This is a genomic window from Vagococcus sp. CY53-2, assembly GCF_022604695.1.
GTDB lineage: Bacteria > Bacillota > Bacilli > Lactobacillales > Vagococcaceae > Vagococcus.
This window is the reverse complement of record NZ_JALAHP010000002.1, coordinates 40,474-59,809: the sequence shown is the minus strand read 5'-3', so window position 1 is coordinate 59,809 and position 19,336 is coordinate 40,474. Positions and strand designations below refer to the sequence as shown.

21 protein-coding genes are annotated in these 19,336 nt (G+C 33.2%); 19 read left to right on the top strand and 2 right to left on the bottom strand.

Going from position 1 to position 19,336, the window contains the following annotated elements; all coding sequences use genetic code 11:
* Positions 1–152 precede the first annotated feature (152 nt).
* The 11 genes from MN581_RS04085 (at position 153) to MN581_RS04035 (ending at position 10,590) form a co-directional block, all read left to right on the top strand.
* A complete protein-coding gene (locus MN581_RS04085) occupies positions 153–695 on the top strand; it encodes an XRE family transcriptional regulator (RefSeq protein ID WP_071457808.1) in 543 nt (180 codons plus the stop codon).
* 15 nt (positions 696–710) lie between these two features.
* Positions 711–1,796 carry an ABC transporter ATP-binding protein gene (locus MN581_RS04080; RefSeq protein ID WP_117972424.1) on the top strand — a complete coding sequence of 362 codons (1,086 nt, stop codon included), beginning with the start codon at positions 711–713 and terminating at the stop codon, positions 1,794–1,796.
* 13 nt (positions 1,797–1,809) lie between these two features.
* On the top strand, positions 1,810–2,622 hold the full coding sequence (locus tag MN581_RS04075) for an ABC transporter permease (RefSeq protein WP_117972423.1): 813 nt from the start codon (positions 1,810–1,812) through the stop codon (positions 2,620–2,622).
* Positions 2,619–3,452 (top strand): ABC transporter permease, encoded by an 834-nt coding sequence (locus MN581_RS04070; protein WP_117972422.1) that lies wholly within the window; start codon positions 2,619–2,621, stop codon positions 3,450–3,452. The genes MN581_RS04075 and MN581_RS04070 overlap by 4 nt, the downstream gene beginning before the upstream one ends.
* 1 nt (position 3,453) lies before the next feature.
* Positions 3,454–4,524 (top strand): ABC transporter substrate-binding protein, encoded by a 1,071-nt coding sequence (locus MN581_RS04065; protein WP_117972421.1) that lies wholly within the window; start codon positions 3,454–3,456, stop codon positions 4,522–4,524.
* Between the two features lie 132 nt (positions 4,525–4,656).
* Positions 4,657–5,514: a 4-(cytidine 5'-diphospho)-2-C-methyl-D-erythritol kinase gene (ispE, locus tag MN581_RS04060; RefSeq protein WP_241699256.1), complete on the top strand. Its 858-nt coding sequence runs from the start codon at positions 4,657–4,659 to the stop codon at positions 5,512–5,514.
* 132 nt (positions 5,515–5,646) lie between these two features.
* Positions 5,647–6,327, top strand: coding sequence for a metal ABC transporter ATP-binding protein (locus tag MN581_RS04055; RefSeq protein WP_241699255.1), 681 nt, complete (start codon positions 5,647–5,649; stop codon positions 6,325–6,327).
* Positions 6,300–7,124, top strand: coding sequence for a metal ABC transporter permease (locus MN581_RS04050; RefSeq protein ID WP_241699254.1), 825 nt, complete (start codon positions 6,300–6,302; stop codon positions 7,122–7,124). Before MN581_RS04055 ends, MN581_RS04050 begins: the two co-directional genes overlap by 28 nt.
* Before the next feature lie 114 nt (positions 7,125–7,238).
* Positions 7,239–8,072: a pur operon repressor gene (purR, locus tag MN581_RS04045; RefSeq protein WP_241699253.1), complete on the top strand. Its 834-nt coding sequence runs from the start codon at positions 7,239–7,241 to the stop codon at positions 8,070–8,072.
* A gap of 81 nt (positions 8,073–8,153) precedes the next feature.
* Positions 8,154–9,527, top strand: a complete 1,374-nt coding sequence (gene glmU / locus MN581_RS04040; protein WP_117972416.1) for a bifunctional UDP-N-acetylglucosamine diphosphorylase/glucosamine-1-phosphate N-acetyltransferase GlmU — start codon at positions 8,154–8,156, stop codon at positions 9,525–9,527.
* A gap of 91 nt (positions 9,528–9,618) precedes the next feature.
* Positions 9,619–10,590 (top strand): ribose-phosphate diphosphokinase, encoded by a 972-nt coding sequence (locus MN581_RS04035; protein ID WP_117972415.1) that lies wholly within the window; start codon positions 9,619–9,621, stop codon positions 10,588–10,590.
* 31 nt (positions 10,591–10,621) lie between these two features.
* Here the strand turns inward: MN581_RS04035 and mscL are convergent, their stop codons facing one another.
* Entirely contained in the window at positions 10,622–11,080 is a 459-nt protein-coding gene (gene mscL / locus MN581_RS04030) for a large conductance mechanosensitive channel protein MscL (RefSeq protein WP_241699252.1), read from the bottom strand.
* A gap of 267 nt (positions 11,081–11,347) precedes the next feature.
* Here mscL and MN581_RS04025 point away from each other — a divergent pair, with 267 nt between their 5' ends.
* The 6 genes from MN581_RS04025 (at position 11,348) to MN581_RS04000 (ending at position 16,829) form a co-directional block, all read left to right on the top strand.
* Entirely contained in the window at positions 11,348–12,610 is a 1,263-nt protein-coding gene (locus MN581_RS04025; protein ID WP_241699251.1) for a pitrilysin family protein, read from the top strand.
* Position 12,611: 1 nt separating this feature from the next.
* Positions 12,612–13,907 carry a pitrilysin family protein gene (locus MN581_RS04020; RefSeq protein ID WP_241699250.1) on the top strand — a complete coding sequence of 432 codons (1,296 nt, stop codon included), beginning with the start codon at positions 12,612–12,614 and terminating at the stop codon, positions 13,905–13,907.
* A gap of 7 nt (positions 13,908–13,914) precedes the next feature.
* On the top strand, positions 13,915–14,640 hold the full coding sequence (locus MN581_RS04015; protein WP_241699249.1) for an SDR family oxidoreductase: 726 nt from the start codon (positions 13,915–13,917) through the stop codon (positions 14,638–14,640).
* Between the two features lie 29 nt (positions 14,641–14,669).
* Positions 14,670–15,569 carry a helix-turn-helix domain-containing protein gene (locus MN581_RS04010; RefSeq protein ID WP_117972410.1) on the top strand — a complete coding sequence of 300 codons (900 nt, stop codon included), beginning with the start codon at positions 14,670–14,672 and terminating at the stop codon, positions 15,567–15,569.
* Positions 15,570–15,588: 19 nt separating this feature from the next.
* Positions 15,589–16,164 carry a CDP-diacylglycerol--glycerol-3-phosphate 3-phosphatidyltransferase gene (pgsA, locus tag MN581_RS04005; RefSeq protein ID WP_117972409.1) on the top strand — a complete coding sequence of 192 codons (576 nt, stop codon included), beginning with the start codon at positions 15,589–15,591 and terminating at the stop codon, positions 16,162–16,164.
* Between the two features lie 128 nt (positions 16,165–16,292).
* Positions 16,293–16,829 carry a DUF308 domain-containing protein gene (locus tag MN581_RS04000; RefSeq protein WP_117972408.1) on the top strand — a complete coding sequence of 179 codons (537 nt, stop codon included), beginning with the start codon at positions 16,293–16,295 and terminating at the stop codon, positions 16,827–16,829.
* A gap of 37 nt (positions 16,830–16,866) precedes the next feature.
* On the opposite strand, the gene MN581_RS03995 is transcribed toward MN581_RS04000, so the two are convergent.
* Positions 16,867–17,919 (bottom strand): AI-2E family transporter, encoded by a 1,053-nt coding sequence (locus MN581_RS03995; RefSeq protein ID WP_117972407.1) that lies wholly within the window; start codon positions 17,917–17,919, stop codon positions 16,867–16,869.
* 229 nt (positions 17,920–18,148) lie between these two features.
* On the opposite strand from MN581_RS03995, the gene MN581_RS03990 reads away from it, so the two are divergent.
* Positions 18,149–18,424 (top strand): TipAS antibiotic-recognition domain-containing protein, encoded by a 276-nt coding sequence (locus MN581_RS03990; protein WP_241699248.1) that lies wholly within the window; start codon positions 18,149–18,151, stop codon positions 18,422–18,424.
* Between the two features lie 255 nt (positions 18,425–18,679).
* Entirely contained in the window at positions 18,680–19,237 is a 558-nt protein-coding gene (gene lepB, locus MN581_RS03985) for a signal peptidase I (protein ID WP_241699247.1), read from the top strand.
* The last annotated feature ends 99 nt before the right edge of the window (positions 19,238–19,336 follow it).

Here is a 19,336-nt window from a genome sequence, read left to right as displayed (position 1 = left end):
AAACAACAAATTGGGATATCAAAAAAATGAATTGATTTGTTGAAAATCATCTTGTATACTACCATCAGAAAGTAAACTAAAAGTTTAATATAAATAAACATCTATCATTTTAAGTTTAGTATATATAAACTATTAGACTGGAGGTGTTGACCATACTTATCGGGAAAAAAATTAAAAACTTACGAATACAAAAAAATTTAACACAAGAAGAATTAGGAGAACGAACAGATCTCACAAAAGGATACATTTCTCAATTAGAACGAGATTTAAGCTCCCCTTCTCTAGAGACATTTTTCTCCATTTTAGAAGTATTAGGTGTTTCTCCAAAACAATTTTTTGATGAAAAACATCAAAAACAACAAGTCGTCTATCCTAAAGAAGATCAAACCATTCACCTTGATGAAGATAAAGGATATGAAATAAATTGGTTAGTTTCTGACTCTAATGAAAATGAAATGGAACCTATATTATTAACTCTAGAAAAAAAAGGAGAATACAAAGAATTTGAACCATCACAATCCGAAACATTTGGTTATGTGTTACAAGGAAAAATCTATGTTACCATAGGTGAAGATACCTATATTGCTTCAAAAGGTGAAAGTATTTATTACCAAGCACTCAACCAGCACCAAATATCTAATGCTCACGATGGAGTTAGCAAACTCCTCATTGTTGCAACAAATTCTTATTTATAGTAAAGGTGGGAGAAAATGAGTCACACAATTATTGAATTTAAAGATGTCGTGAAAGAATACGACGACACCACTGTATTAAAAAAAGTGAGTTTTGAAATCGAACAAGGAAAATTTTATACCTTATTAGGTCCATCAGGATGTGGCAAAACAACGATTTTACGTTTGATTGCTGGTTTTAGCGAACCAACATCTGGAGAAATTTTATTTGATGGAAAAGTGATTAATAAAGTTCCTGCAAACAAACGTAAAGTAAATACTGTATTCCAAGATTATGCTCTTTTTCCTCATATGGATGTTTATGAAAATGTGGCATTTGGGTTAAAAATCAAAAAATTACCCAAAGAACAAATTGATGTAAAAGTACGTGAAGCTCTACGTTTGGTTCAGTTATCTGGTTTAGAAGAAAGACAAATCAGTGAGATGTCTGGTGGGCAAAGACAACGTGTGGCAATCGCTCGTGCGCTTGTAAATGAACCTGAAATTTTACTATTGGATGAACCTTTATCTGCTCTTGACTTAAAATTGCGAACAGCCATGCAATCAGAGTTACGTGAACTACAAAAGCGGTTAGGCATTACCTTTATTTTTGTTACTCATGATCAAGAAGAAGCTTTAGCTATGAGTGATGAAATTTTTGTTATGCATGATGGGAAAATCGAACAAAGTGGCTCTCCTTCTGATATTTATGATGAACCGATTAACCGTTTTGTAGCGGATTTTATTGGAGAAAGCAATATTGTAAAAGGGGTTATGATTGAGGATAACTTAGTTGAATTTGTCGGAAAACAATTTGAATGTGTCGACAGTGGTATGAGGGAAAATGAGCCCGTTGATGTAGTAATGCGCCCTGAAGATATTTCCCTAGTACCTGTCGAACAAGGAAAATTAAAAGCGACAGTTGATACCTTATTATTCAGAGGGGTTCATTATGAAATTTTCTGTATTGATTCTGAAGGAAATGAATGGGTGGTGCATTCAACTAAGAAGCCACTTGAAGGACAAGCAGTTGGTTTATTTTTTGAACCAGAAGACATTCATGTCATGCGTTTTAATGAATCAGAAGAAGATTTTGATGCCAGATTAGAAAGTTATGACGACTAAGGAGGGTTGATAAGTGACACAATCAAAACGATTCTATACTATTCCCTATTTTTTATGGATAGCTCTATTTGTTATTGCACCAGTAATTTTAATTATTTATCAATCATTTTTTGATATTAATGGGCAATTTACTTTAAGTAATTACCAACAATATTTAACAAGTAAAACTTACTTGAGTATGACCTTTAACTCATTATTCTACGCTCTACTTATTACCTTATTTACACTAGTGATTAGCTATCCAACAGCTTATTTTTTAACAAAATTAAAACACAAACAACTGTGGCTCATGTTAATTATCTTGCCCACTTGGATTAACTTGTTGTTAAAAGCTTATGCGTTTATTGGGATTTTTAGTATCCATGGTGGAATCAATAATTTTCTAGATACTGTTGGTATTGGGACGCAACAACTTCTTTTTACAAATTTTAGTTTTTTAACCGTTGCGACCTATATTGAAATCCCATTTATGATTTTACCTATTTTTAATGCCTTAGAAGAAATTAACCCTTCTCTTGTGTTTGCCAGTCGTGATTTAGGCGCGAGTAATTTTGAAACATTTAGACGTGTCATCTTCCCACTATCTTTAAATGGCGTAAAAAGTGGTGTGCAAGCCGTATTCATCCCATCACTTAGTCTATTTATGCTAACTCGCTTAATTGGGGGAAATCGTGTGATAACACTTGGAACGGCCATCGAACAACATTTCCTTGTCACACAAAACTGGGGGATGGGCTCAACTATTGGTGTCGTTCTGATTATCGCGATGTTTATCATTATGATGCTAACCGGCGAGAAGAAAAAGAAAGGAGCGAAGAAAAAATGAGCAACCATAAATTTAATTGGAGCCATCTCTATTTGATTTTAGTTTTCATTATTCTGTACGCACCTATCTTTTATCTAATTTATTATTCATTCAACGCCGGTGGAACGATGACATCATTTACCGGATTTACGTTAGAACATTACCGAGCTGTCTTTGAAGACACCAGGTTAATTGGCATTGTGATAGACACGTTCTTACTAGCTTTTCTATCTGCTTTAATCGCTACTATTATTGGAACGTTTGGTGCAATGGGGATTCACTACACCAAACAACGTGGCGTACGAAATACATTACTAAGTTTAAACAATATTTTAATGGTGTCTCCTGATGTTATTATTGGGGCAAGTTTTTTAATCCTATTTACTTTTCTAGGGACTTGGTTTGGGTTTCAATTAGGTTTTATGTCTGTACTACTCTCTCATATTGCTTTTAGTATCCCGATTGTCGTTTTAATGGTCTTGCCAAAAATGCAAGAGATGAATCCATCACTTATTGATGCTGCACGAGATTTAGGAGCAAACAACTGGCAGGTACTAAGACAAATTATTTTACCTTATTTAACACCAGGAATTATTGCCGGATATTTTATGGCATTTACCTATTCATTAGATGATTTTGCTGTGACGTTTTTTGTAACAGGGAATGGATTTAGTACTTTATCTGTTGAAATCTATTCTCGTGCTAGACAAGGGATTAGTTTAGAAATCAACGCTCTTAGTGCTCTACTCTTCCTATTTTCTATTTTGTTAGTGACTGGGTATTACTTTATCAGTAAAGACAATAAACCAAAATACAAAAAGAAAAAAACACAAAAAATAGGAGGTAAATAAGATGAAGAAACTCAATGCTCTTTTTTCAGGTATTCTTCTTATCATTGTCCTTCTAGCTGTTACTTCTTTTAATCTTGAAAAAAACAATGGTGCCTCTGGTGGTCGTGTATTAACTATCTATAATTGGGGAGATTACATTGACCCTTCGCTAATCAAACGATTTGAAAAAGAATATAACTATAAAGTCATTTACGAAACCTTTGATTCGAACGAAAGCATGATGACCAAAATCAAACAAGGTGGAACAGCCTATGATTTAACCATTCCCAGTGAATACATGATTCAAAAAATGGTGAAACAAGATATGCTCATTCCGCTTGATCATTCTAAAATCAAAGGACTAGAAAACATAGATAGTCGTTTTTTAAATATTCCATTTGACCCTAAAAACAAATTTTCTATCCCCTATTTTTGGGGAACATTGGGAATTATATACAATGATGAATTCGTTAAAGAGGGTCAGATTAAACATTGGGATGATTTATGGAATCCCTCACTAAAAAATAATGTGATGTTAATTGACGGAGCTAGAGAAGTCATGGGATTGGCTTTAAATAGTGACGGGCATTCATTAAATAGTAAAAATGATAAACAACTAGATAATGCTTCAAAAAAATTAGATGGACTAAGTTCCAACGTCAAAGCGATTGTAGCTGATGAAATCAAAATGTACATGATAAATGGTGAAAGTGCTGCTGCGGTCACATTTTCTGGTGAAGCTGCTAGTATGCTAGAAGAAAATGAGCACTTGCATTATGTGATTCCAGAAGAAGGCTCTAATCTTTGGTTTGATAATTTTGTGATCCCAAAAACAGCAAAAAATATTGATGGTGCGTATGATTTTATTAACTTTATGTTAAAACCAGATGTCGCTGCTCAAAATGCCGAATACATTGGTTACTCTACGCCAAATAAAAAAGCGTTAAAAATATTACCTAAAGAAATTACAAGTGACCCACAGTTTTACCCAAGTGACAAAATTATCGAGCACTTAGAAGTGTATGAGGATTTAGGACAAACCTATTTAGAACGCTATAATGATCTATTCTTAAAATTTAAAATGTATCGTTAAAGATAGGATTTTTTCCTATCTTTTTCTTTATTCAATAAAATCTCTAAAGTAGGTGCTTAAATTGTTTTATATTCGCTCTTTTTTCATGTATAATCAAACAAATAGAATATTTTGAAGAATTGGAGGTAGTCAATGGAAATCATCGAAAAAGCCCCGGCAAAAATAAATTTGGGACTTGATGTCCTATTTAAACGTGATGATGGGTATCATGAACTTGAAATGATTATGGCAAGTGTCGATTTATCTGACCGCTTAATTTTAAAACCTATTTCAAAAGATGATATCATTATCAAAACAGACAATGGCTTCCTACCAGTAGACCGTAAAAATAATATTTATCAAGCAATTGATATCATGAAAAAAACATATGGGTTCACTCAAGGTGTTGAAGTAAATTTAAAGAAAAACCTACCCGTTGCAGCTGGTTTAGGTGGAGGTAGCAGTGATGCTGCTGCTGCGTTTAGAGGGGTCAATCGCTTGTTTGATCTTGGTGCGACATTGGAAGAAATGGCAGAATTATCCGTTCCCATTGGCACAGATATTCCATATTGTCTTTATGGGCAAACAGCTCTTGTGACAGGCGTTGGTGATTGTGTGAAACCACTATCTCATCCAATGCCACAGTGTTGGATTGTTCTAGTCAAACCCAAAATCAGTGTATCCACTCCTCGCGTGTTTTCAAAAATACAAGTTGACTCACTTTCGCATCCAAATATAAAAGCTATATATCATGCAATAGAAAACCAAGATTACCAAGAAATGATTCAACATTTGGGGAATTCTCTAGAATCTTACACGATGGAAGTTTTTCCTATTGTTAAATATGTTAAAAATAAAATGCTAGAATTCGGAGCAGATGCAGCCGTCATGAGCGGCAGCGGTCCTACCGTTCTTGCGCTTTGTAAAAAACGTTCACGAGCTGTCCATGTGGCAAATGCTTTAAAAGGATTTTGTGATGAAGTGTATTTAGTTAGGACATTAAACAGATAAGAAGTAGAAACTATCCTGCTTTTTATCTGTTTTGTTATGGACAACCGATTAACTATTCTTGCTTTATTTTGACACAAGTGTTATGATTCTTTTGGTTTTAAAACGTAATACTTACGATTAAAGGAGGTTACCATGAACTATATTGATGTCAAACACCTCACATTTTATTATGACGATGAACCCGTCCTAGAAGACGTTTCTTATACAGTCAGTCCAGGAGAATTTGTCATATTAACTGGTGAAAATGGTGCGGCAAAATCAACATTAATCAGAAATACATTAGGGTTATTAAAACCTGATGAAGGAGAAGTCTACATCTCTCCTACCAATATAAATGGCGATAAATTAACAATTGGTTATATTCCCCAACAAATTGCTTCTTTCAATGCTGGATTTCCTAGTACTGTTTTAGAATTTGTTCAATCAGGCCGTTTTCAACGTGGAAAGTGGTTTAAACGATTAGATACTATTGACCATCAACATGTTGAAAAAGCACTGAACTCTGTCGGTATGTGGGATATGAGAAAAAAACGGATTGGTGATTTATCTGGTGGGCAAAAACAACGCGTCTGTTTAGCACGCGTATTTGCAACTGATCCTGATTTGTTTGTCTTAGATGAACCAACAACAGGTATGGATGAGTCATCTCGTAATGATTTTTATAAACTACTTCAACATAGTGTCAAAGAGCATAATAAAGCGATTTTAATGGTGACACATGATCATGAAGAAATCAAAGAATATATGGATCGACATATCCACCTTGTTAGAAAGGAGGAAACTGAATGGAGATGTTTTCATATGAGTTCATGAGGCGAGCATTAATCGCTGCTTCCATGATGGCAGTCATTGCACCATCATTAGGTGTCTTTCTTGTGCTACGTCGCCAATCGCTCTTAGCAGATACTCTATCCCACGTCTCTCTTGCCGGGATTGCACTAGGTTTTTTCATTAATGTTAATCCAACTGTTACCACATTAATTGTCGTAATTGCTTCTGCTTTTGTTTTAGAATATATTAAAAACTTATACAAATCGTATTCAGAAGTATCTACTGCTATTTTAATGTCTGGCGGATTAGCTGTAGCCTTAGTATTGATGAATTTGACTAAGGGTAAAAATTCCATGAATATTCAACAGTATTTATTTGGTTCTATCGTGACCATCAATTGGCAACAAGTAAAAATTTTGGCAATTCTTTTAGTCATCATTGTTGGACTATTTTTAGTTTTAAGAAAACCAATGTATGTGTTAACGTTTGATGAAGATACAGCTCATGTTGATGGACTACCAATCCATGTGTTATCTATGCTATTTAATGTTATTACAGGTGTTGCTATTACCGTCATGATTCCTATTGCTGGTGCCCTACTTGTTTCAGCCATTATGATTTTACCAGCAACCATTTCAATGAAGATTGGAAAAACATTCTCAACTGTTATCTTAAGTAGTATCGTTGTTGGGTTTATCGGTATGACATCAGGACTAATTACTTCATACCAACTAGATACACCACCTGGTGCAACTATTACATTAATTTTTATTGCCATGTTTATTCTAATCAATTTACTAACTAATGTTCGTAAAAAAAACAGACAGATTTCCAAATAATCTGTTCGTTTTTACGAACATTTTTTATTTATTTTTAAAAATACTTTGCTTTTTTGGAATTTAATACTATAATAGTTTATATTACTTAAATTTAACTTTAAAAGGAGTATCTTAATGAAAATAAAACGAAGTGAACGATTGATTGATATGACTGCTTATATCTTAAATCATCCCCATACATTGACTCCTCTGACTTATTTTGTTAAAAAATACGAATCAGCGAAATCTTCAATTAGTGAGGATTTAACGATTATTAAAAAAACGTTTAAAGAACGTGGTTTTGGTATACTTGAAACCGTTGCTGGAGCAGCTGGTGGCGTTATCTTTACACCGTCTATCCCGTTTAGTGAGTCAAAATCGATGATTGATTCTTTATGTGAACGATTATCTGAACAAGATCGCTTACTTCCTGGTGGGTATGTTTACTTGTCAGATTTGTTAGGGGAACCTCAACTGCTAAAACAAATTGGGCAAATTATTTCAACACAATATGCTAATAAAAATATTGATGCCGTTATGACGGTAGCCACAAAAGGTGTCCCTATTGCGCAAGCTGTATCATACTACTTAAACGTACCATTTGTCATCGTTCGACGTGATTCAAAAATTACTGAAGGATCAACAGTTAGTGTCAATTATGTATCTGGATCGTCTGAGAGAATTGAAAAAATGGAGTTATCTAAACGTAGTTTGAAACGTGGCTCTCGAGTATTAGTTGTGGATGATTTCATGAAAGGTGGCGGAACTGTTAATGGTATGAAGTCTTTGATTGAAGAATTTGAAGCAGAACTTGTTGGTATTACTGTTTTTGCAGAATCTACTTTTAGTGGTCGTCGTATGGTAGAAGATTATACCTCACTTATTTGTGTAAAAGAAGTTGACACAAAAACTAAAAACATCACAGTTGTACCTGGAAATTACTTTTCAATTATGGAAAAAAAGGACTAGATAAAATTAAGGGCTTGAATATCAAGCTCTTTTTTTGTTAGAATAAAGTGTTTAAAACTACACTTAAGGAGTGTCAATAACGTGAAAAATAGATATGCTATTATTTTAGCAGCAGGAAAAGGCTCTCGTATGAAGTCATCATTATATAAAGTATTACATCCTGTTGCTGGAAAACCCATGGTTGAACACGTATTCGAACAAATTGAACCATTAAATACAACAGATATTGTAACAGTTGTAGGCTATGGTGCTGAAAAAGTCCAAGAGCAATTAGGTGAGCGCTCAAAATATGCCTTACAAACAGAACAGTTAGGAACAGGTCATGCCGTTTTGGCAACAGCTGATTTATTGAAAGATAAAGAAGGGACTACCTTGGTAATTTGTGGTGATACTCCTCTACTAACAAAGGAAACATTAACAAAATTAGTCAATCATCATGAACAACTAAACGCAAAAGCAACAATCCTCTCTGCAGTTGCAGAAGACGCGACTGGATATGGGCGTATCATTCGAAATGACGAAAATTTAGTCGAGAAAATTGTTGAACAAAAAGACGCTTCAGAATCAGAACTCGCTATAAAAGAATTTAATACGGGTACTTACTGTTTTGATAACCAATTTTTATTTAATGCTTTAACAAAAGTTGGAAATGATAATGCTCAAGGAGAATATTATCTACCTGATGTCATTAGTATTTTAAAACAACAAGGTGAAGTCGTGACTGCCTACACGATGGGATCTGAAGAAGAGTCTATGGGTGTCAATGATCGTGTTGCCTTAGCTAAAGCAAACCAATTAATGAAAAAGCGAATTAATGAACAGCATATGAGACAAGGCGTGTCATTTATTGATCCGGACAATACATACATTGAATCAGATGTGGTTATTGGTGCAGATACTGTTATTGAACCTGGTGTCATGATCAAAGGTAACACTATTATTGGTAACAATTGTGTCATTCGTTCACATTCAACCATCATTGATAGTGTCATAGGTAACCATGTAGAAATTAAATCTTCAACCATTCAACAATCTAATATTGGTGATTATTCTGATGTAGGTCCATATGCCCACCTAAGACCTCATACTGACTTAAAAGAACATGTCCACATTGGAAATTTTGTTGAAATAAAAAATGCTTCCATTGATAATGGATCAAAGGTTGGTCATCTAACTTATGTGGGTGATGCCACCTTAGGAAAAGATATTAATATTGGTTGTGGAACGGTCTTTGCTAATTATGATGGTAAAAATAAACATCATATTACAGTTGGAAATCACGTTTTCATCGGTAGTGGGACTATTTTAGTTGCCCCACTAACTGTTGAGGACAATAGTATGACAGCGGCTGGTTCTACTATTACTAAAGATATCAGTAAAAATGACTTAGGAATTGCTCGTTCTCGCCAAGAAAATTTGAAGAATTATGCTAAAAAATTACCATATAATAAATAATTATTAATCAAACACTTGATTTATTAGTAGAAAATGTCTACTATTTGTATGTAAGTGTATACTCAGTTAAAACAAGAAAGTGGAGGTCCTCATGTCTAATCATTACTTTGATCCAAAGTTAAAAATCTTTTCGTTAAATTCAAACAAACCGTTAGCACAAAAAATTGCAGATGCAGTTGGTGTGGAACTTGGTAAGTCTGAAGTAAGAAAGTTTAGTGATGGTGAAATTCAAATCAATATCGAGCAAAGTATCCGCGGTAGTCACGTATACTTAATCCAATCTACAAGTAACCCAGTAAATGACCATTTAATGGAATTACTTATTATGATTGATGCTCTTAAACGTGCTAGTGCACAAACTATTAATATCGTTATGCCTTATTACGGCTATGCAAGACAAGATAGAAAAGCACGCTCTCGCGAGCCAATTACATCTAAACTTGTTGCGGATATGCTTGAAACAGCTGGAGCAACTCGTTTATTAACACTAGACTTACATGCTGCTCAAATTCAAGGATTTTTCGACATTCCGGTGGATCATTTAATGGCTGCTCCTTTACTTGCAAACTACTTCATCGATCATGGTTATGAAGGTGATGATGTCGTTGTTGTATCACCTGATCATGGTGGTGTCACACGTGCTCGTAAATTAGCAGAACATTTAAAATCACCAATTGCGATTATTGACAAACGTCGTCCAAAAGCTAACGTTGCTGAAGTAATGAATATCATTGGTGAAGTTAACGGTAAAAAGTGTGTTATTATCGATGACATGATTGACACAGCTGGAACAATCACTTTAGCTGCTGAGGCTCTTAAAGAAAAAGGTGCTACAGAAGTTGTTGCTTGTTGTACACACCCTGTTTTATCAGGACCAGCAATTGATCGCATAAATAACTCTTCAATTGAAAAATTGATTATTACTGACTCTATCCTTTTACCAGAAGAGAAAAAATCTGATAAAATCGAAACAGTTAGCGTTAGTGAATTGATGGGTGATGCTATTAAACGTATCCATGAGAACAAACCGGTTAGCCCATTATTTGAAAAAAAACGTAAATAGAAAACCATGAGGAGTTTAAACTCCTCATGGTTTATTTTTTACCTTCAGTTTTCTCATCTTTTGTATCAGTTGCTACTTGGCTTGCTAATAACTGGCGAATATCTTTTAAAACATCCTCAGTTGTTTCGGCTTGTTCTTCTTCTTTTTGTTCTTCCTCTTCTCCTGGTTTACTCATTAGAGTCTCTGCTTTATTAACAGATTTAACAATAATAAACAAAACAAAAGCTGTAATCAAAAATGTAATAATTGCTGAGATAAGTTTACCATAGTCAAACGTTACACCATTAACTATAAATGTCAAACCTTTTGTTGCATCTTCTACTGTTTCTGCACCTGGAAATAAAAAACTGATAATTAAACCAATAATCGGTGTAATCATTCCATCAACTAATGCATTAACAACACTTGTGAAGGCCCCACCAATAATAATACCTACCGCCATATCTATCACACTTCCACGTGCAATAAATTCCTTAAATTCTTTTACCATCTATACCCCTCCAATCAATTTCATATTATATCAAATTTTTTTCAAGAAATCATTTATTATAAATTGACATGTAATACTGTTGTAATATATGATAATATATTGTAATCATGCATATCTATTGTTAGCATTACAATTTTGTTAAATTTTAATCAAAAATATAAAATTCAATGTGTTTTCCTATCTTACCATGCTTATTTTTGGTAATCTAGGGATGTGTATCGTCATGTTAGAAACACACTATTTGACGGTAATTAAAGGAGTTTTTTTATGACAATTAAATTAAATAACCAGGTAAATTTACATATTATTCCTACCAATAAATATAAAACTGTTCGTATTGTCGTTCGTTTCGCTACACCTCTTGATGCGATAACAAGTAGTAAACGTTCTTTACTTGCCAGCTTAATGGAAACAAATAGTTTAAACTTTCCTGATCAAGTAGCACTTAGTAAAAAATTAGCTGAATTATACGGTGCAGGGTTTTATGTTAGTGTGAATCGTACAGGGAATCAACATTATTTAAGCATTGGTTTGAATGTGATAAATGATAACATCGCACCAAATGGCGTGTCTATTTTAGAAGATTCTGTTGAATTTTTAAAGGAAATTATTTTTAATCCAAATATTAAAAATAATGCCTTTGATACTGAAACCTTTGCTCGTGAAAAAGAAAACTTAATAGTTGATATTGAATCAATTTTTGATGATAAGCAAACTTATGCTGCCATGTCTTTACAAAATCTTTTCTTTTCTGATAATAAAAATCAAAAAACACCAAGTTTTGGAGACATTGAACAAATCAAACAAGAAACACCTGAATCTATTGCTGAATATTATACTGACATGATTGCTCATGACAAAATCGATATTCTAGTAAGTGGCAATGTTGAAGAAGGCTATGTCGAACGTTGTTTTAAAAATTTTGGATTTGTAGATAGAGAAGAAATGAAAACCGATTTGTTTTATAAGCAACCTTTTAAAAATATTATCCAACAAAAAAGTGAAGTATTACCAGTTGTTCAATCTAAATTAAATATTGGCTATCACTGTGATGTTTATTATCATGATGACATGTATTTTCCATTAATGGTTTTTAACGGATTATTTGGTGGATTTCCACATTCTAAATTGTTCTTAAATGTTCGTGAAAAACATAGTCTCGCTTACTATGCAAGTAGTTCAATTGACCCTTTCCGTGGATTTATTAGTGTCCAAACTGGGATTGATAGTTCAAACCGTGAACGTGTTTTACGTTTGGTTAATGAGCAATTAAAAGACATGACTGCTGGTGAGTTTTCAGATGAATTACTTGAGCAAACAAAAAAAATGTTAATCAATCAATACTTACTATCATCTGATAATCAACGTGCTGTTGTAGAACAACACTATCTGTTCTCAAATGTTCCTTACGCAGATTTATCTCAAGAGGAATGGATGAAGAAAATGAACGCTGTTACAAAAGAAGATGTACAAGATGTAGCAACAGGAATTAATCTACAAGCAGTTTACTTCATGGAAGGAGGAAAATAACATGGAAAAAAACTATTATCCTTCTATTAATGAAACACTTTATACTGAAGTTTTACCAAATGGTTTAGAAGTGATGTTATTACCAAAAGAAGATTTCCATAAAACATATGGATTATTTACAACAAACTATGGCTCAATTGACAGTGAATTTGTGCCCATTGGACAAAAAGAATTCATAACTGTCCCCGATGGCATTGCTCATTTTTTGGAGCATAAATTATTTGAAAAAGAGGACGAAGATGTTTTCCAAAAGTTTGGACGACAAGGGGCTGCGTCAAACGCTTTTACAAGTTTTACTCGCACAAGCTACCTATTCTCAAGTACTGATAATGTGATGCAAAATATCGAAACATTAATCGATTTTGTTCAAAGTCCTTACTTTACAGAAGAATCGGTTCAAAAGGAAAAAGGGATTATTGGTCAAGAAATCCAAATGTATCAAGATGACCCAAATTGGCGATTATTTTTTGGTATTTTAAATAATATGTATCCAAAACATCCCTTACATATCGATATCGCAGGAACCATTGAAAGTATTGAACCAATCACTGCTGAAGATTTATATTTATGTTACAACACTTTCTATCATCCAAGTAATATGAACCTCTTTATTGTTGGTAAAATGAATCCTGAAGAAATGATGACTTTTATTAAAGAAAATCAAGCTGCAAAAGAATTTCCAAAAGCAGCCGAAATTAAACGTCATTTTCCAAAAGAAACAGCGGATGATATTGTCAAAGAAGATAGTATCACCCTATCTGTTAATCGACCTAAGGCTGTTGTTGGCTTAAAGGGACTGGACACACCACCTGTTGATGGATTTGAACGATTGAAATACCAAACAACCATTCAACTATTATTACAATTACTATTTGGTATGAGTTCTGAAAACTATTTAGCAATGTACAATAGTGGTTTAATTGATGATAGCTTTTCTTTCGAATTTTCGTTCGATCGTAGTTTCCATTTTGCCGATTTCAGCTCGGATACTGATGAACCTGAACGGTTTGCAAATCAAATTATCAATTATTTATTAAAATCTGAGGGCAGTTCTGAATTAACAAAACAAAATTTAGATTTGGCTAAGAAAAAAATGATTGGAAAGCATCTAAAATCTTTAGATTCCCTTGAATATATTGCCAATCAATTTAGCGGGATGAAATACGGTGATACAACATTATTTGATTTAGTGACTGTCATTAATAGTATTGAATTAAGTGATATTAAAGCCGTCCATCAGTCCTTTATCAGGCCAGAAGCATTAAGTCGTTTCTTCATTTATCCCGAAGAAAGGTAATAAAATAATGAACTATGTTTTAGTAACTGGTGCAAGTGGTGACATTGGTGAAGCGTGTGTAAAGCAGTTAGCAAAGAAAGGATATTCAGTCTATTGCCATTACTTTCGCAATGAACAAAAAATTAAGTCTTTATTATCTGATTTAATCTTAAAGTATCCAAAACAGGATTTCTTTGCTCTTCAAGCTGACCTAAGTTCTCCAAAATCTGTGAAGCAGCTAACAAAAGATATGTTTCAATTGCATGCTATCATTTTTGCTCATGGAGATACGGTATACAAATTACTTTCTGATACAACGCCTGATGAGATGACACATTTATGGCATACTCATGTTTATAATCCCATCAGGTTATGCCAATTATGCCAGCCAAAATTAACGCAACACTCCCATAGTCAAATTGTTTTTATCAGTTCAGTCTATGGTCTAATTGGCAGTTCCATGGAAGTTATGTATAGTACAGTTAAAGGAGCTCAAATTGCTTTTGTTAAATCTTATGCAAAAGAAGTCGCCTCGATGAACCTAACAATCAATGCAATTGCTCCAGGAGCTGTTGATACAAGCATGAATACGTTGTGGTCTAAAGAAGAAAAACAATCATTACTCTTAGATATACCACTTAATCGTTTGGCACAGCCAAAAGAAGTTGCCTCACTTGTTTCCTACTTACTTAGTGAAGACGCATCTTATATTACAGGTTCAACCATCCCGCTAACTGGTGGGTGGTCCGTTTAATAAAATGAGAAAGAAAGGTGTAAGCTCCCGTGGATACAATCGGTGAACAATTAAAACAGGCCCGTTTAGAAAAAGGGCTAACAATGGAAGATTTACAAAAAATCACCAAAATTCAGCGTCGCTACTTATCTGCTATTGAAGTAAATGACTTTGACGCAATGCCTAGTGATTACTATACGAAAACATTTATTAGACAATATGCTGAAGCTGTTGGTCTAAATGCCCGTCCCCTAATTCGCCGATTTGAAGGAAAGCCCGATGAGACACAAGAGGAACTACCTCAAACTAAGCCAATCAGGGGGTCTCGTAAAGAAAAACATCGTAAGAAAAAGAAAAGACAACCAACCTTTAAAGATTACTTACCAGTAACTCTTCTTTCTCTAGTTGTTATTGCAATTATTGGAACCATTATCTATGCCATGCGTTTAGATATTGCTAGTGGACCTTTAGTACCAAAACCTGAAAAGGCAGTAGTCATTGGAAGTGATTCAAAAGAGAATAAGGAAGAAAGTACCTCCCAGTCTAGTCCTACTGACATGACTGAAAAAACAAAAGATTCTTCTAAAAAGAAAAAAAATGATAGTAAATTTAATATTACCTCTGATTCCATTGATTTAGTAACTTACTCTGGTAGTAATGTTTCAAAACCTATTAAACTTGATTTCACTGCCTTAGAAGGCCCTGTTTGGATTGGTCTACAACAAAGCGGAACAAGTGCTATTTATTATCAATACACATTACAAGCAGGTGAAGAGATTAGCTCCATTGTTCCAGAAGATGCAACGGGGATTGATATTATTGTTGGAGCATCTAATAATCTATCTATTAAAGTTAACGATCAAGAATTAGCTTTCAATAAATCTAATCCAACAACTGGGAAAAAAATTATCACGATTAATTTTGATACTACTACTAAAGAAAATGAATAAAAAGGAAGGTTGTTTATAAATGAATTTACCAAATAAGTTGACAGTGATTAGAATATGTATGATTCCTTTATTTATCATTGTCGCTTTAGTCCCTAACTGGGGAATGATTGATGTATTAGGTAGTCCACTGTTGATTTCTCAATTAGTTGCTGCTATTATTTTTGCCGTAGCAAGTATTACAGATTGGTTAGATGGTAAAATTGCCAGAAAACATAATCTGGTAACCAATTTTGGGAAATTTGCTGATCCACTAGCGGATAAAATGTTAGTTATGACAGCTTTTATCATATTGGTTGGGCAAGGTCTTGCTCCATCTTGGGTTGTCGCTATTATTGTCTGTCGTGAATTAGCTGTTACAGGTTTACGCTTATTATTAGTGGAGGATGGCGAGGTTATGGCTGCCGCATGGCCAGGCAAAGTAAAAACTGCTACTCAAATGGTTGCTATTATTTTATTACTATTGGGTAATGTTCCATTTAGTGCAATTAATTTGCCACTTGATCAGATTTTCTTATATATCTGCCTAGCTGCTACTATTTACTCTGGTATTGATTATTTCGTAAAAAATAAACACGTTTTTAAAGATTCTATGTAACAAACTGTGTTACTTCTGATAATGGCTTATACGAAGTAGCACAGTTTTATCTTTTTATTGGTTATTTTTTTGATAGACACGTATAATAACATTAGCATTAAGTCAATTTAAACAAGGAGTGATTTTCTATGTCTTCTCTATTTCGTTCAATCCAACGTCATGCATTCTCTCGTGGGATTCTTTATTTACTGATAGGTATCTTAATCTTTTTAAAACCAAAACAACTATTTGATGCGGGTGTCTATCTAATCGTTGGTTATAATGTGTTACTTGGGGTAATTAATTTAGTTGGCTATTTGAAGAACAAGCAAAACGGTCAAGTTTCTATGAGTATATTTTATTTTATAGCCGCGCTTATTATCTGGCTATTCGCCCAACCAATAGTTAGTATCCTTCCTATCTTTTTAGGTATTTTAATTATTATTGGTGGTGCTACACGTATTTCTCGTGCATTAAACTTAAGACAATATGTTAACATCAGTTACGTTCCTATGTTAGTCTATGGTATTGCTCTTCTTATAGCAGGTATATTTATTTTATTTAATCCATTTGGTAGTTTAATTGTATTATTCCAATTTTTTGGTATTGTATTAACATTATCAGGTATCTCAGAATTAGTTACTGCAATTAAATTACGGAATTATAAAAATCCTGATATCTTTTAAATAAAAAAGTTGTTTTCTTTAGAAGAAAACAACTTTTTTATTTAGATGAATTTATTTGTGGAAGAACTGGTGGTTTTTTATGCTCTACTTTAACATCTAATAAATCAAGTAAAAAAACAAAGGCTGGTACTCCTATAACTAATCCCCATACACCAAAAAATTTCTCTGAAAACATTAAAATTACAAACACATAAAAAATAGGTAAATCTGTTTTACTACTCATTAATTTAGGATTTAATAAGTAAGATTCAACCGCGTGAATAATCATAATCATAATCAAAATGTAAATAACATCTTGAACACCACCCACTGTATAGGCAATTAACGATAACGGAATACAAGAAATAATGACCCCAGCTACCGGTATCAAACTTAATATGAATATCATTAATGCTAAGCTTAATAATTGATCTTGTGGGAATTTCATAAAAATTAATCCGATAATAGTCAATATAGTATTTACTATCGCGATAATAAACTGTGCCTCTATCACTACCCCAAAAGTATTAACAAATTTTTTCCCTAAATAAGCAACATCTTGACTAAATAATCCTATCTTACTTTTAAAAAAGGCTTGACCAAACTCGGTTACCCAATCTTTTTCTATAATAAAGAAGAAACTTAAAATCAATGACATCACAAACGTAATTCCCATAGAACCAATATTCGTAATTGTAGTAAATACAACTTTAGCTCCTGTTGTTAATTGTTGTTTGATTTCATTAAACCCGACATTTTGAGCAATCCATTCATATAATTTATTATTGGTATCTGCTTTTTGATAAAAATTAAAGACTTCTTCTATCATCTGTATCGTTTGATTGAACAGTTTTGGAACATATACTGTTATTGAAAAGTATAAAAAAATGATCATTAACAAATACATCGCAATAGCAACTAATTTTTTAGGAAGTTTTGTTACATGATGAATACCATCTACTCCCCGAATGATTAAATACGTTAAGATAAAGGTTAATAAAATTAAACTAAGGATATTACGTATCAAATATAATCCCGAACAAATAATTAGCAAAACCAGCGTTCGTCGAACACTGTCACTCGCTTTCATACGTCGCCATAAGTCGACCATATTCTCACCCCATTGAACATTATATAACTTATTCTACGATAAAACCGAAGGAAAAGATAGTCTTTCACTTGTTAACTTTGACGCAATATCAAGCCATACACTACTTATTGAAAGGAGGAAATACAGTGTATTCGATAACTGAATTAGCTAAATTATCTGGTGTCACAACTAGAATCATTACGCTACTATGACAGGATTGATTTATTAAAACCTACTAGTATAGGTGAGAATGAATACCGTTTTTACGATGACAAATGAAGAAAAATTTACTGCATTTAAACAACAACTAATACAAAACAACAACGACATATATAATGAGGAATTACAGCAAAAATATGTTGAAGAAACCATTAAACAATATAATGATAACTGGATGAATTTATCTGAGGAAGATTATGTCAAACTAAAAAATATAGAAGAAACGCTTTTTATTCAATTAAATGACTTAGAAACACAATCCATTACTGATGTTACTCACCCATTAGCAACGGATGCTGTTTTATAACATAAAGAAGGGTTATCACTGTTAACTCTATCTACTCTCATAACTATCATAGACAAATGCTTGATATGTATCTAGCAGATGACCGTTTCACTCAATATTATACTAAACATACTTCAAAAAATAGCTTAATATTCTTAAAAGAAATTGTTTATTACTACACATTAATTAAATGACTTTCTGTTTAAACTGTCGTATAATAATCCTTGTTAGTTATCTATTTTGCGAAATAGGAACTAAATAAATAGGAGGTTTATTATGACTAAATCAACATGGATTAAGGATTTAATCTGGTATGTTTTCTTAATTATCGCACTTGTATTACTACGTGTCTTTGTATTTACTCCCGTAACAGTTAGTGGAGAATCAATGATGCCAACGTTAGTCGACGGCGAAAGGAATATTGCTTTAAAAATGGGTGACACAAAACGATTTGACATTGTCTCTTTAGTGGCACCAGACGACCCATCAAAAAATTACGTCAAACGTGTTATCGGAATGCCTGGTGATACTATTGAGTACAAAGATGATGTATTATATATCAATGGAAAAAGAGTAGATGAACCTTATCTAGATGAGAAAAAAGCTGAATTGAAGCAAACAGCCCCTGATGAAAATTTAACCTATGATTTTACATTAAAATCATTAACTGGAAAAGATACTGTTCCAGAAAATACTTACTTTGTTATGGGAGATAACCGACAAAATTCAAAAGATAGTCGTTTCCCTGAGGTTGGATTCATTCCAAAAGAAAATATTATCGGTAAATCAAAAATTGCCTTTTGGCCACCTAGTAAATGGGGTATGGTTAAATAATTTAAAAAACGTATTGAAAGAGGATTTCTCGGTCAATGCGTTTTTTTGTGCTATGTTTTCTCTTTTTAAAAATTTTTTATGCTACACTATGATTAAATT

What these genes read in the sequence shown, in the direction of transcription:
- MN581_RS04080 (WP_117972424.1), top strand. Translation starts at nt 711, where the DNA reads ATGAGTCACACAATTATTGAATTTAAAGATGTCGTGAAAGAATACGAC.
- MN581_RS04070 (WP_117972422.1), top strand. Translation starts at nt 2,619, where the DNA reads ATGAGCAACCATAAATTTAATTGGAGCCATCTCTATTTGATTTTAGTT.
- MN581_RS04065 (WP_117972421.1), top strand. Translation starts at nt 3,454, where the DNA reads ATGAAGAAACTCAATGCTCTTTTTTCAGGTATTCTTCTTATCATTGTC.
- ispE (WP_241699256.1), top strand. Translation starts at nt 4,657, where the DNA reads ATGGAAATCATCGAAAAAGCCCCGGCAAAAATAAATTTGGGACTTGAT.
- MN581_RS04055 (WP_241699255.1), top strand. Translation starts at nt 5,647, where the DNA reads ATGAACTATATTGATGTCAAACACCTCACATTTTATTATGACGATGAA.
- MN581_RS04050 (WP_241699254.1), top strand. Translation starts at nt 6,300, where the DNA reads ATGGAGATGTTTTCATATGAGTTCATGAGGCGAGCATTAATCGCTGCT.
- purR (WP_241699253.1), top strand. Translation starts at nt 7,239, where the DNA reads ATGAAAATAAAACGAAGTGAACGATTGATTGATATGACTGCTTATATC.
- MN581_RS04035 (WP_117972415.1), top strand. Translation starts at nt 9,619, where the DNA reads ATGTCTAATCATTACTTTGATCCAAAGTTAAAAATCTTTTCGTTAAAT.
- mscL (WP_241699252.1), bottom strand. Translation starts at nt 11,080, where the DNA reads ATGGTAAAAGAATTTAAGGAATTTATTGCACGTGGAAGTGTGATAGAT.
- MN581_RS04025 (WP_241699251.1), top strand. Translation starts at nt 11,348, where the DNA reads ATGACAATTAAATTAAATAACCAGGTAAATTTACATATTATTCCTACC.
- MN581_RS04020 (WP_241699250.1), top strand. Translation starts at nt 12,612, where the DNA reads ATGGAAAAAAACTATTATCCTTCTATTAATGAAACACTTTATACTGAA.
- MN581_RS04015 (WP_241699249.1), top strand. Translation starts at nt 13,915, where the DNA reads ATGAACTATGTTTTAGTAACTGGTGCAAGTGGTGACATTGGTGAAGCG.
- pgsA (WP_117972409.1), top strand. Translation starts at nt 15,589, where the DNA reads ATGAATTTACCAAATAAGTTGACAGTGATTAGAATATGTATGATTCCT.
- MN581_RS04000 (WP_117972408.1), top strand. Translation starts at nt 16,293, where the DNA reads ATGTCTTCTCTATTTCGTTCAATCCAACGTCATGCATTCTCTCGTGGG.
- MN581_RS03995 (WP_117972407.1), bottom strand. Translation starts at nt 17,919, where the DNA reads ATGGTCGACTTATGGCGACGTATGAAAGCGAGTGACAGTGTTCGACGA.
- MN581_RS03990 (WP_241699248.1), top strand. Translation starts at nt 18,149, where the DNA reads ATGAATACCGTTTTTACGATGACAAATGAAGAAAAATTTACTGCATTT.
- lepB (WP_241699247.1), top strand. Translation starts at nt 18,680, where the DNA reads ATGACTAAATCAACATGGATTAAGGATTTAATCTGGTATGTTTTCTTA.